The organism is Neorhizobium sp. LMR1-1-1.1, assembly GCF_040675795.1.
Lineage (GTDB): Bacteria > Pseudomonadota > Alphaproteobacteria > Rhizobiales > Rhizobiaceae > Neorhizobium > Neorhizobium cellulosilyticum.
On sequence record NZ_JBEGHE010000025.1, the window covers coordinates 686,719 to 699,223 of the forward strand.

The 12,505-nt window shown below is 59.3% G+C and carries 9 protein-coding genes; 5 read left to right on the forward strand and 4 right to left on the reverse strand.

The window, feature by feature from the left end; translation table 11 throughout:
- Positions 1 to 66 precede the first annotated feature (66 nt).
- Positions 67 to 1,944 carry a DNA mismatch repair endonuclease MutL gene (mutL, locus tag MRBLMR1_RS16420; RefSeq protein ID WP_148142931.1) on the reverse strand — a complete coding sequence of 626 codons (1,878 nt, stop codon included), beginning with the start codon at positions 1,942 to 1,944 and terminating at the stop codon, positions 67 to 69.
- A 337-nt stretch (positions 1,945 to 2,281) separates the two neighbouring features.
- Between mutL and MRBLMR1_RS16425 the strand changes: the two genes are divergently transcribed.
- Positions 2,282 to 3,961: a response regulator gene (locus MRBLMR1_RS16425; RefSeq protein ID WP_148142900.1), complete on the forward strand. Its 1,680-nt coding sequence runs from the start codon at positions 2,282 to 2,284 to the stop codon at positions 3,959 to 3,961.
- An 85-nt stretch (positions 3,962 to 4,046) separates the two neighbouring features.
- The gene (locus tag MRBLMR1_RS16430; protein WP_500065292.1) at positions 4,047 to 5,402 is read left to right on the forward strand and encodes a putative bifunctional diguanylate cyclase/phosphodiesterase; all 1,356 of its coding nucleotides are present in this window, start codon (positions 4,047 to 4,049) and stop codon (positions 5,400 to 5,402) included.
- Between the two features lie 62 nt (positions 5,403 to 5,464).
- Here MRBLMR1_RS16430 and MRBLMR1_RS16435 read toward each other — a convergent pair whose 3' ends face one another.
- Positions 5,465 to 5,917 carry a protein kinase family protein gene (locus tag MRBLMR1_RS16435; RefSeq protein WP_148142898.1) on the reverse strand — a complete coding sequence of 151 codons (453 nt, stop codon included), beginning with the start codon at positions 5,915 to 5,917 and terminating at the stop codon, positions 5,465 to 5,467.
- A 156-nt stretch (positions 5,918 to 6,073) separates the two neighbouring features.
- Between MRBLMR1_RS16435 and MRBLMR1_RS16440 the strand changes: the two genes are divergently transcribed.
- A complete protein-coding gene (locus MRBLMR1_RS16440; RefSeq protein WP_500065294.1) occupies positions 6,074 to 8,110 on the forward strand; it encodes an oxidoreductase in 2,037 nt (678 codons plus the stop codon).
- Positions 8,111 to 8,197: 87 nt separating this feature from the next.
- Here the strand turns inward: MRBLMR1_RS16440 and MRBLMR1_RS16445 are convergent, their stop codons facing one another.
- Together MRBLMR1_RS16445 and MRBLMR1_RS16450 are read right to left on the reverse strand one after the other, a co-directional pair.
- The gene (locus tag MRBLMR1_RS16445) at positions 8,198 to 8,794 is read right to left on the reverse strand and encodes a PRC-barrel domain-containing protein (RefSeq protein ID WP_148142896.1); all 597 of its coding nucleotides are present in this window, start codon (positions 8,792 to 8,794) and stop codon (positions 8,198 to 8,200) included.
- A gap of 165 nt (positions 8,795 to 8,959) precedes the next feature.
- A complete protein-coding gene (locus MRBLMR1_RS16450; RefSeq protein ID WP_500065296.1) occupies positions 8,960 to 9,841 on the reverse strand; it encodes an SMP-30/gluconolactonase/LRE family protein in 882 nt (293 codons plus the stop codon).
- Positions 9,842 to 10,211: 370 nt separating this feature from the next.
- Here MRBLMR1_RS16450 and MRBLMR1_RS16455 point away from each other — a divergent pair, with 370 nt between their 5' ends.
- Both MRBLMR1_RS16455 and MRBLMR1_RS16460 read left to right on the forward strand, forming a co-directional pair.
- Positions 10,212 to 10,934, forward strand: a complete 723-nt coding sequence (locus MRBLMR1_RS16455; RefSeq protein ID WP_148142894.1) for a helix-turn-helix transcriptional regulator — start codon at positions 10,212 to 10,214, stop codon at positions 10,932 to 10,934.
- 350 nt (positions 10,935 to 11,284) lie between these two features.
- Positions 11,285 to 12,439: an Mrp/NBP35 family ATP-binding protein gene (locus MRBLMR1_RS16460; protein ID WP_148142930.1), complete on the forward strand. Its 1,155-nt coding sequence runs from the start codon at positions 11,285 to 11,287 to the stop codon at positions 12,437 to 12,439.
- Positions 12,440 to 12,505 lie beyond the last annotated feature (66 nt).

Genomic DNA, 12,505 nt, shown 5'->3' on the forward strand with positions numbered 1-12,505 from the left:
CTCGTCTCCTGCGAAAAAACATCGGTCCCCTCTACCCCGAACCAATTACGATTACCAGAGCGCTTCTCAACTCCGCCCGAACAGCCGTTCTATATCAGAAAGCTTGAGTTCTATATAGGTCGGCCGCCCATGGTTGCAGGTTCCCGAGCCGGGTGTCGCCTCCATCTGGCGCAAAAGCGCATTCATCTCGTCCGGTTTCAGCCGCCGACCGGACCTGACTGATCCGTGGCAGGCCATCGTTGCGGCAATATATTCGAGCTTATTCCTGAGGCCGCTCGCCGTATTCCATTCCGCGATCTCGTCGGCGAGATCGCGGACAAGCGCGCTCGCATCCACTTCGCCGAGCATGGCCGGCGTTTCGCGCACGGCAACTGCGCCCGGACCGAAACGCTCGATCGCAAGCCCCAGCCTGTCGAGTTCCGTTGCATGCACCATCAGCCGGTCGCAATCCTCTTCCGGGAGGTCGATGATCTCGGGTATCAGCAGCACCTGTGAGGCAAGGCGGTCATTTTCCAGCGCCTTGCGCAGGCTCTCGTAGACCAGGCGTTCATGTGCCGCATGCTGGTCGACGATCACGAGACCTTTCTCGGTTTGGGCGACGATATAGTTCTCATGGACCTGCGCGCGGGCAGCACCCAGCCGGTAACCGGCGGCGGTTGTCTCAGGCGTATAGGTTGTTTCCGCACTCGTGTCGGCGCGAGCCGTCGGCGCGGCAAAGGCGTCGAAACCGGACTGGACCGGGCGGGCTGCATAGGCGGTTGCGATATCGAGATCGAGCGGTCTTGAAGGCGAAGAAGACGCGGACCAGCTTGCCTGCGCAGAAGCCGAATGCGAATAGGAACGCTGCGGGAAAGCTGAACCCGAGCCCTCGGAAAAGCCCGGTTGAGCGGAAGGCTGCTGGAAAGAGCCGGGCTGGAAGGCGCGCAGCATGGCAGCGGCCCCGGTGGTCGAGGCACGGTCACCTTCGCGATGCAGCGCCTGACGGATGGCCCCGACGATAAGCCCGCGCACCAGTTGCGGATCGCGGAAACGCACATCGGCCTTGGCCGGATGCACGTTGACGTCGACGAAGGCGGGATCGAGATCGATCGACAGAACCGCGACCGGATAACGCCCCGCCGGCATCTGTTCGGCATAGGCACCACGGATCGCCGACAGGATCAGCTTGTCCTGCACCGGCCGGCCGTTGACGAAGGCGAACTGATGCGCCGAGTTGCCGCGGTGAAAGGTCGGCACGCCGACGAAACCGGACAGCGATACATCCTCGCGCCCGGCATCGATCTCGATCGCATTCTCCTTGAATTCCGGGCCGAGGATCTGTGCCATGCGGGCAAGATGGTCGTCACCGGTGGCGGCAAATTCCAGCGTCGAGCGGTCGGAACCGGAGAGCACGAAACGTATATGCGGGAAGGCGATGGCCATGCGCTTGACCACTTCGGTGATCGCTGCCGCCTCCGCCCGCTCGGTCTTCATGAATTTCAGCCGGGCAGGGGTGGCAAAGAACAGGTCGCGCACCTCGACCACCGTGCCGGGATTGGCCGGCGCCGGCTTGACCGGGATCGCAGCACCGCCATGGACGGAGACCTGCGAGCCGGATGGATCGCCGTGGCGGCGGCTGGTGATCGTCAGCCGCGCGACGGAACCGATCGACGGCAGCGCTTCGCCGCGAAAACCAAGCGTGCTGATATCCTCGAGCGTCGTCGAGATCTTCGAGGTGCAATGGCGGCGTACGGCCAGTTCCAGATCTGCCGCGTCCATGCCCGATCCGTTATCGGTGACGCGGACAAGGCTCTTGCCCCCGCCGGCCGTGGCGATTTCGATACGCGTCGCACCGGCGTCGATCGCATTCTCGATCAATTCCTTTGTCGCGCTGGCGGGCCGTTCAATGACTTCGCCGGCGGCGATCTGGTTGATCAGGGTTTCAGGCAGGAGCTTTACAGACATATCGCCATTTTCGGGGATTCTGCGGCCGGAGGAAAGTGCTGCAATAGGATTATCCTCGGCAATCGTCTCAATGGGAAACGCCATTAATCCGGCCTTAAGGTAAACGGGCTAGGGTTCATGTGAGAAATTGGATGAATCCGGGAGAGCATCTCTGCTCTTCGCGAATGACCGGAGTGGCGGCCAGCTGGGCACCGCCACAACGATCTGGTCATTCGTTGATGACTTGCAGCCAGCATGTTCCCATTGACGAGCGTGAAGGAAGTTTTGCCGATCGTACGTTGAATCGGCTGACCGGGAGTGGCCGAAAGCCGTCCCGAAAGCATACGGAGTTTCATCCATGAATGATTTGGACGCGGCGGATCCGAACATTCAGACTGCCATTCTGGAAGCACTGGCCGAAGGCTTGTCCGCGGCTGTATTGCTTTACGACAGGAACGATCTTGTCGTATTTGCCAGCCAGCAGATTGCGAGCATCACACGGGTACAGCCCCGTCTGCTGGTGCCGGGAACCCGTATTCGCGATCTTCTCGCTGCCATGTATGATGCCGGTATCCGCCTTGTCGCCGACACCCACAATTATCGCCGTGCGCTCAATCGCGAGGATTGGGTCGCCGAACAGATTGCCGGTCTATGGAAGGAGCGTTCGGAAAGTCTGGAGCGCCCCGGTCCCGATCGCTGGCTGAGTGTCGTCAAGCGCCGTCTTCCATCCGGCTACGGCGTCTGCGTCATCAAGGATGTTTCCGAACAGAAGAAGCGCGAGGAGCAGTGGCGCCTCGACACCGAACGCGTTCAGGTGACCGAAGAAGTTCTCGACAACCTGCCTTTCCCGATCAGCGTCAAGGACCGCAACGCCACCTTCGTCGCGGTCAACAAGGCCAATTGCGATTTCCTCGATCTGCCCGCCGATGCGATCCTTGGTCACAAGGGTTCCGACATCAATTCCAGGGCCTTCGAAGACCGTCTTGCGCCGATCAACCAGCATGTCTATGAGACCGGCGACCCGATCCAGCTCCCCGAGCACATCACCCGCCCTGATGGTTCGACCGCACTGACGATCGTCCACAAGTATCGGATCGGCAAGCCCGGCCGTTATTATCTTGTAACCGTCAAGCAGGATGTGTCGTCGGTTGTCGCCGGCGTCCGTACCGATCTGTCGCAGCAATCGAGCGAATGGGTCTCCGGCTTTGTTCCGATCGACATGACCCGGAGCGCCGTTTCGAGCTCGGCCGTCGACCCGCTCTCCGCCGTCGCTGGCGCAAAGATACTCGTTGTAAGCCGTTTCGCAGACACGGTGGCGGAGGCAATCGATGTCCTTTCCCGCCAGGCCGCCGATGTTTCAGCCGCAGCCGACGCCGAGGAACTCACCCTGTTTCTTCAACTCGCGGCCGAAGCCGATGTCCGCATCGACATCGTCGTCATCGATGCCCGTATGCCGGCCGAGTTGAAGCAGATCGCCGAAGCCTATGGCGTAACGGCACTGCGTGTCGAAGAAGGGACTTTCGGGCCCGGCCTGCCGGTTCGGATCGCTACCGAACTGCGCAAACCCGTTGATGAAATCATATTGCCGCCAATCGACGAGCCGTCGTTCGCGCCGGTCTCGAAGGACGATAGTATCGATGTCCTCGTTGCCGAGGACAATGAAGTCAATCAGATCGTCTTTTCACAGATCATCGAAGGACTTGGCTATAGCTACGTTCTGGCGACCGATGGCGAAGAGGCAGTCCGCCTTTGGCGCGAGCATTCGCCGCGCCTTGTTCTCATGGATGTAACGCTACCGAAACTGACCGGTTTCGAAGCGTCTGCGGCGATCCGTGCACTTGAGGACGGAGTTCAGGCGGTGCCGATCATCGCTGTCCTGCCGCAAGCGTTCGATCGTGATCGCGAGGCCTGCATCGAGGCCGGCATGAACGATGTGATCCTGAAGCCGATCAGCCCGGAAGCACTGGATGCGGTATTCCAGAGGTATTTGCTTTCGGACGAAGACGAGATAGCAGCTGAAGCCTGGCCCGTTTCGTGACCATATTGGCATAAGCTGATACATCAGCAGAGTTTCTTAATCTTTGTCCCTCATCCTTCGCTCGTTTCGATGAGCAGGATTTTTTATGAAGCTAGCGGGCAACCCATTGCCGCACGTCAGCCAGAACGAGTTGCAGGCCATGGCCTACAGCGATCCGTTGACGGGCCTGGGCAACCGCTACCGGTTGCGCGACAAGGTGCGCCTGCTTGCAGCCGAACGCGCCGACGACCCGGCCCCCTTTGCCATCTGCATCGCCAATCTCGACGGCTTCAAGCCCATCAACGATCTTTTCGGCTCGGAGGCGGGTGACGAAATTCTCTGCCAGGTTGCCCATCGTCTGAAGGCCTGCATGCCCGATGGCGCGACGGTAACACGCCACGATGGCGACGAATTCGCCTTTGTCCTTCCTCTTGTCTTCGAGCGGGTAGGGGCGGAGCGCATCGGTCAGATGATGAAGGATGTGCTGTCCGCTCCGTATGATTTGGGCGACCGCAATGTTCGCCTTTCGGCATCCTTCGGTTTTGCCATCTATCCTTTCGCAGGTGAGGAATTCGAAAACCTGCTGAAGAGCGCCGAAACGGCCCTCTACCGATCCAAGCGCCGAGGCCGCGCCCAGATCACTGTTTATTCCACTGAAATTGCCCAGGAAATGAAGCGTGCCACGCAGATCGAGCAGGCACTGCGCAACGCAATCATCACAGATGCGGTCGATGTGCATTTCCAGCCGATCGTGCGCATCCGCGACGGCGTGGTGGTGGGTTTCGAAGCTTTGGCGCGTTGGCGCGATGCCGATCTCGGTTTCGTCTCGCCTGCCGTCTTTGTGCCGCTGGCCGAAGAGCGCGGCTTTATCGATGCATTGTCGGATACGCTGCTGCGCAAAGCGGCAGAGGCTGCACTTTCATGGCCGCGCGAGCTTTTCCTGTCGTTCAACCTGTCCTCCGCCCAGCTCATGGATCCGGGCACATCGCGCAACATCCTCTCGACGCTGTCGCGCGTCGGGCTTGATCCGCGGCGCGTGGAACTGGAAATCACCGAAACAGCCGTGATGACATCGGCCGATACCGCCCAGCGGATCATTTCGGAATTGCGAGCAAGCGGCGTGCGCATTTCGCTCGACGATTTCGGCACCGGCCAGTCCAGCCTTGGCCGGCTGCGCGACTTCACATTCGACAAGGTCAAGATCGACCGCGCCTTCATCTCACGCATCACCTCAGACCGCGCGTCGGAACATATCGTGCGCGCCATCATCGCCATGTGCCAGGGGCTGGATCTCGCAGTCGTTGCCGAAGGCATCGAGGAACAGGCCGATGTCGACATGCTGCGCACACTCGGCTGCGGCATGGGGCAAGGCTACCACTACGGCCGCCCGGTCGATGGCGCCGCGACCCTGCGCTACCTGCAGGACCACTACCACGACTTCATGGCGATCGAGCGGATCTGAGGCGCGCGTAGCTCGCTTGAGAGCTGGACTTTGCCGCAAAGGCAGGGTTCGATCCGGTGTGGTTATATAGACGCATCCCATCGCATCCGAATTTCTCGCTCCAAAGTATCCACCGCATCACAGTCGAGGTTTTCATTTCCCGCATATGCGAGGTGAGATATCACCGTTAAAGCCGCGTATTGTCCTTGGATTGCCGCTGCTTCGCGCATCAAGTTTAGCGCCTGTTTTGTGGACACTTCTCTACCATCAATCACGTGACTGGCCATGTTTGAGATGGGAACAGCAAGGGGAAAACTCGCAAGCTCACTCCAGGTGGCCAGCAATTCCCGCTGTCTTTGTTTTGGCACCTTTTCCGAATGTGGCGGGGCGAGGATTTCGTACAGCACACAAAATGCGGCATTTGGGGAAATGGACAATGCTTCCGCGACGAGTGCCGTAGCCTTGGAAGTATCTAGGTATGGAAATTTGCAGTCGATCTTATCAGAAAATGCTCGCTCTTGATCGATAGAGTTCATAATTGGGCTCGCACAAATAATCACGAATTTTCTAACAACCGTAGCTCATGACGGCAATTGCCGTTTTACAGACATCCCGCGGCGCTTCTGATTGTCGCGGGAAGCCCGCTCCTCGGCGATGATCCCCTCTCGACCGAACGAGAGTGCGCCATTTCGATGTCCAACGATCCGCTGCTACAGCCGTTTCAGCTCAGGCATCTGACGCTGAAAAACCGCATTATGTCGACAGCCCATGAACCGGCCTATTCGGAAGACGGGATGCCTAAGGATCGCTATCGGCTCTATCATCTGGAAAAGGCCAAGGGCGGTATCGCCATGACGATGACGGCGGGGTCGGCCAGCGTTTCGGTCGACAGCCCGCCCGCCTTCGGCAATCTGCTCGCCTACAAGGACGAGATCGTTCCGTGGCTGAAGCGGTTGACCGACGACTGTCATGAGCTTGGCACGGCGGTGATGATCCAGCTTACCCATCTCGGCCGGCGCACCAACTGGAACAAGGGCAACTGGCTTCCGGTCCTCGCACCCTCTCCGATCCGCGAACCTGCCCACCGCGCTTTCCCGAAGGAAATGGAGGACTGGGATATCGAGCGGATCGTCGCCGACTATGCCGATGCCGCTGCTCGCATGAAGGAAGGCGGTCTCGATGGGATCGAGATCGAGGCCTACGGCCATCTGATCGACCAGTTCTGGTCGCCCGCCACAAACAAGCGGGAGGATGAGTTTGGCGGTTCGCTGGAAAACCGCATGCGCTTTTCCGACATGGTGCTGAAGGCTGTCCGAAAGTCGGTGGGACCGGATTTCATCGTCGGCATTAGGCTGGTGACGGACGAGGACTGGGAGAAGGGCCTTTCACGCGAAGAGGGGATCGAGATCGCAAGGCGGCTGGTCGCCTCCGGTAATGTCGATTTCCTCAATGTCATAAGAGGCCATATCGATCACGATGCCGATCTCAACAATGTCATCCCGATCCAGGGCATGCGCGCGTCGCCGCATCTGGATTTTGCCGGCGAGGTGAGGGCGGCGACGAAATTCCCGGTCTTTCACGCGGCCCGCATCGCCGACGTTGCAACCGCCCGCCACGCGATCGCGGACGGCAAGCTCGATATGGTCGGCATGACCCGCGCCCATATCGCCGATCCGCATATCGTCCAGAAGATCATGCGCGGAGAGGAGGCGCGTATCCGCCCCTGTGTCGGTGCGACCTACTGTTTGGACAGGATTTACGAAGGCGGCGAGGCGCTCTGTATCCACAATGCGGCGACCGGCCGCGAGGCGCTGATATCTCATGATATCGTTCCTGCACATGAGGTAAGGCGCGCCGTTGTCGTCGGCGCCGGTCCGGCAGGGCTGGAGGCGGCGCGGGTTCTGGCAGAACGGGGGCATTCGGTGACAGTGCTCGAAGCCACGGGAGAGGCCGGCGGCCAGATCAATCTTCTCATCCGCAATCCCCGCCGGCGCGAAATGATCGGCATTATCGATTGGCGCCTGTCGGAACTCGAACGTCTCGGTGTGGAAATCCGTTACGACATCTACGCCGAGGCGGATGACGTCATGTCGCTCTATCCCGACCTTGTTGTTGTCGCGACAGGAGGTTTCGCGCAATTGCCCGAGCTGGAGGAGGGTGAGGATCTGGTTACCTCGAGCTGGGATATCCTCGCGGGTACCGCAAAGCCTCAAGCTTCGGTTCTTCTTTTCGACGACAATGGCGGCCATCCGGGCATGAGCGCGGCCGAAGTTATCGCATCAAGCGGCGCGGAGCTGGAACTGGTCTCCCCCGAGCGTTTTTTCGCCCCGGAAATGGGCGGCATGAACCATGTGCCCTATGCAAAGAACTTCGCGGACAAGAACGTAAAGGTCACGATCAACACACGGCTTAAATCCGTGCGGCGCAATGGCAATGGCCTGACGGCCGTTCTCGGTTCGGATTACTCGCCCGCGACTGTTGAGCGTCAGGTCGGTCAGGTGGTGGTGGAACACGGCACCGCGGCCAATGCCGACTTGTTTCTTGCATTGAAGCCATTGTCGAAAAATCTTGGAGCGGTGGATTACCGCGCCCTGATCGACCGCCGCGTCCCGCTGCCTCTCAAGCTTGAAGATGCCACTTTCGACCTCGTCAGGATCGGCGATGCCGTATCGAGCCGCAACATCCATGCGGCCATCTATGACGCATTACGGCTCTGTTCCCTTCTCTAGATCGACGAAAGGGCGGCGCCGCGGCACCGCCCTCTGTCATTCTCATCGCATCACACGTGGCGGATGGCTCGTTCCGGGCTTCAAGCTTTAAGGCTTCGTCGCCGTCGACGAGTTTGTATCGCCACCCGTTGCGGGGGCTGCCGGCGTGGCCGGCGTCGTAGTCGTGGACGATGTCGTGGTTGCGTCCGTCGCAGCCTGCTTGTCGTCCAGAGTCTTGAATTCCGGGGCGGACTGAAGCGCTTCGGCCGTTTCAGTCGTCGTCAGGCGTACGTCGTTTTTCTCGGCGTCGCGGGTCATGCTGATCTTGCTCATCGGCAGTGCGACATCCTTGGTACCGATGCCGAGGAAGCCGCCGACACCGACAACCGCCGCGACGATGCCGCCGTTTTCTTCGAGGATCAGGTCGTTGACCTTGCCGATGCTCTCGTCGCCGGCGTTATAGATCTGCTTGCCGATGTAATCATTGGCGCTGACCTGGGTTTCCGACTGCTGGGTCAGATAGGCTGCATCAGCCGCAGCGGAGGTCGCAGAGCCGGCTGCCGGTGCCATCGTATTGGTCTCGGCCGGCGCCGTCGGTGCTGCAGGGGTAGCCGGCGTAGCATTGTTTGTCTGGGCGAATGCCGGCGCAAGGGCGGTGGACGTCATGAGGGCGGCCGCAATAAGTGCTCCAAAGGTCTTCTTCATGGTGTTCCTGCCTTTTCCATTTGTTATTGTTACATAAAACCACTGCCTTGACCGGGAAGTCGTCACGGCCGCGGCTCGATAGGGAAACAAGCAGGGACAGCATTGGTTCCCCGAATGCTGTTTTTTTACGCTGAGAACGTCTTGATTTGAGACGCGCCTCGGTCGTCAGAGGCGATAGGAGGGATCGTATTTGGCCTCTGCGCCGGTATCGACCGCAAATGTTGCTCCGGCCATCGCATCAGCCGCGCGGCCGGCAGCGTCCAACCCTTCCCAGGCGGAAGTGACAGCGATGCGGCCGTTACCGATAAAGGCGGGGCAAGTCGTTCTACTGGCCGGCAGCTGATATCGCTGAATGAAGGTTCCGGCGGCATTGTAATGGTCGAGCGCCGCTTCGCCCCAGCGTGCATTCCACAGATGGCCGTTGGCATCGCAGATAGACCCGTCGATACCGCCTGCATCCGCGCTGCCGTCGATGAAGACGGATGGCTGGCCCGCTGGAAGACCGGTTGAGGGATCGATCGCAACTTTCATCAACCGGTTGCCGCGGGTATCGACGAAGTAGGCTGTTGCGGCATCGGGGGAAAAGCAGATGGAGTTCGGTATGCTGATTGCATCGTAAATCCTCCTCACCACGCCTCGGGAGACATGATAGATCGCGCCGGCACCATCGGCAGCGGTGCGTCCCATCGTACCGATCCAGAGGCTGCCGGAGGGGTGTACGCGCCCGTCATTCGAACGATTGCCGTCATTGCCCGGTTCAAGTTCACAATGCGGCGCGAGTTCGCCGGTTGCCCGGTTGCGGACGAACAGCCCCTTGTCGCTGCCGATCAGTTGTGTGTCGGCATCGATCCGCGCAACGACGCTCGCCATCACTGGAAGCGGATGGATGCTCTCGATGCCGGTTGCCATATCGAGGGCATGCAGTGCCTTGCCGAGAATATTGCACCACCACAGCGTATTGGTCTCGGCTTCGAAGCTGATCCCTTCACCCAGTTCGCACAAGCTGGAAGACAATACCGTGCCTTTGAACGAATGAACGGATGCCATCTTTTTCCTCCCGGATACCGTGATGTTCTCGCGGCTGCCTATTCGCCATATTGCGGCGTCCCTGTCCACACCGGCCGCGCAATATGCGTCATCCCCAGCTAATAACCTGCACCCTCGTGTCGCCTGCGCGAGAACTCTGTTAAGACGAGTACCTGTCAGTATTGATAAAACGGTTGATGGCGGAAAAAATTAACATCTCTTTTAAGTCTGCAGTGGAAGCTCCTATATTGTAAGACACGCGATGCGGGAAGAAATGCAAGGAAATTGCAACTTTTGCCTTTTCTCCCAATGAGCGATCTCCGAAAATCACCTGAATGATTCGTGTGCTTGCGCCGCCAATCCTGCGCATTCGGAACAGAGAAGTTAGAAAATGTCCAAAACGGAAACGGCCGCCAACCTGATTACCTTCGACGTCGATGTCGAAGAGATTGCAGGTTTGAAGACCCAGTTCGATGTCTTCCGTTTCACCAAGAAGCTTGCGGAGTTTTACGGCTTTCGCAATTTCATGGTTCTCAACCTTCCGCCTGCAACCGCGTTGGGCCTGTCCGGCAGTGCTATCATCAATAACTGGCCGTCCGAACTCGTTTCGCTTTTCGATCGCGAAGGCATGATCCGCTCAAGCTTTGTCGTGCGTCAGCTGCGTCGTTCCGCAGTGCCATTCGCTTTCGACCTTGAGCGCGATGCGGAAACGCCGGAAATGGCTGCCGTGTTTGGCAGATTTGGTATCGTGCGCGGCGCTTGCATTCCGGTCCACGATCCGGCTGGAGCCAGGGGGGCGGTCGTGATCGGCGGTTTGGGCAGCGAGCCGAATCGCCAGCAGTTGATGGAAATGACTTTTGCGGCGATCCATATCTTCGACCGGCTTGCCGAAATCCGAAACATGGACGTTCGTGCGACCGATCTTTTGACGGATCGCGAGATCGATTGCCTGACCTGGACTGCAGCGGGCAAGACAAGCGCCGAGATCGCCGATATCCTCGGCCTGTCGGAACATACCGTTAATCATTACTTGAATCGTGCCGCCAAAAAGCTGGATACCGTCAATCGTACTCAAGCTGTGGCCAAGGCTTTGCGCATAGGGCTGATTAAATAGGCTTTCGCTAATCTGCACAAATGATGTGCGAACCCTATTTGCTGCAGTGCGGAATGCCGTCTTATACGTCGTTTGTTCTGAAAATTACTGCAAAAAAGTGCTAAAATACCCTCTTTCAGACTGGCACGTTTCATGCTTGCTTAGAAATAGGTCCAGAGGGGACTTCAAAAGCGTACCAAGAGACGCGACCAAGAAAAAAGCCGCTGTCCGGATCGAGCGCCCATTGGCTGCCATCCAGACAGCGGCTTTATTCATCTTGCCGGTATGTGGCAGCAACTCCTATATAGCAGCAAGGAATGTGCGCCGTGGCGAAAAGCCGGGATGCGCTTGAGGACAAGCAGGAGCTAGACATGCCGGATGTAACGAAAACCCAGGTGCTCGAAGCACTCGGCAAGGTTCGCAGTCCGGATCTGGAAAGCGACCTTGTGAGCCGCGGCATGGTGTCGGACGTCTTCATCTCGGATAACAAAGTCTATTTTTCGATCACCGTGCCTGCAGATAAGGCTCAGGAACTGGAGCCTTTGCGGCTGGCCGCCGAAAAGGCGGTCACGTCCGTGCCGGGCGTCAAGGGTGCGCTGGTCACATTGACGGCGGACCGAAAGGCGTCCGCCGCACCGCAGCAGGCTGCGGCCCCGTCGGCTCACGGTCATTCGCACGCCCATGCTCCCGCCGGCGGTCCATCCCGTGGTCCGGGCAACGTGAAGGCCGGCGTTCCCGGTGTTGGCGCGATCGTCGCGGTCGCATCCGGCAAGGGCGGCGTCGGCAAATCCACCACTGCCGTCAATTTTGCGCTTGGGCTGCAGGCGAACGGCCTGCGTGTCGGCATTCTCGATGCGGATATCTACGGACCGTCCGTACCACGGCTCCTGAAGATTTCCGGCAGGCCCGAACAGATCGACGGCCGGCTGATCAAGCCGATGGAAAACTATGGCCTCAAGGCCATGTCGATGGGTTTCCTCGTCGATGAGGAAACGGCGATGATCTGGCGCGGCCCCATGGTCCAGTCGGCGCTTCTGCAGATGCTGCGTGAAGTCGCCTGGGGCGATCTCGATGTTCTCGTCGTCGACATGCCGCCCGGCACCGGCGACGCGCAACTGACCATGGCCCAGCAGGTGCCGCTCGCTGGTGCGGTGATCGTGTCCACGCCGCAGGACCTGGCATTGATCGATGCCCGCAAGGCCGTGACGATGTTCCGCAAGGTGGAAATCCCGCTTCTCGGCATCGTCGAGAACATGAGCTATTTCCTCGCCCCCGATACCGGCAAGCGCTATGACATCTTTGGTCATGGCGGCGCCCGCGCGGAAGCCGACCGCATCGGCGTTCCCTTCCTCGGCGAAGTGCCGTTGACGATGGATATTCGCGAACGTTCCGATCTCGGCACGCCGATCGTGCATGCCGAACCGGACAGTCAGATTGCAGGTATCTACAAGGATATCGCCGCCAAAGTCTGGGCGCAGCTTTCGCAAGGCAAGCGCCGCCAGGCACCGTCAATCGTTTTCGAATAGGACGACCGCAGCTCTGGCGCTTTCTTTTGCGGTGTCACCGCCTAATGCAGCGAGGGCTTGTGGCCG

Bases quoted from the DNA above. Each gene is read 5' to 3' on its own strand.
- MRBLMR1_RS16425 (WP_148142900.1), top strand. From the start codon at position 2,282: ATGAATGATTTGGACGCGGCGGATCCGAACATTCAGACTGCCATTCTG.
- MRBLMR1_RS16430 (WP_500065292.1), top strand. From the start codon at position 4,047: ATGAAGCTAGCGGGCAACCCATTGCCGCACGTCAGCCAGAACGAGTTG.
- MRBLMR1_RS16450 (WP_500065296.1), bottom strand. From the start codon at position 9,841: ATGGCATCCGTTCATTCGTTCAAAGGCACGGTATTGTCTTCCAGCTTG.
- MRBLMR1_RS16455 (WP_148142894.1), top strand. From the start codon at position 10,212: ATGTCCAAAACGGAAACGGCCGCCAACCTGATTACCTTCGACGTCGAT.
- mutL (WP_148142931.1), bottom strand. From the start codon at position 1,944: ATGTCTGTAAAGCTCCTGCCTGAAACCCTGATCAACCAGATCGCCGCC.
- MRBLMR1_RS16440 (WP_500065294.1), top strand. From the start codon at position 6,074: ATGTCCAACGATCCGCTGCTACAGCCGTTTCAGCTCAGGCATCTGACG.
- MRBLMR1_RS16445 (WP_148142896.1), bottom strand. From the start codon at position 8,794: ATGAAGAAGACCTTTGGAGCACTTATTGCGGCCGCCCTCATGACGTCC.
- MRBLMR1_RS16460 (WP_148142930.1), top strand. From the start codon at position 11,285: ATGCCGGATGTAACGAAAACCCAGGTGCTCGAAGCACTCGGCAAGGTT.
- MRBLMR1_RS16435 (WP_148142898.1), bottom strand. From the start codon at position 5,917: ATGAACTCTATCGATCAAGAGCGAGCATTTTCTGATAAGATCGACTGC.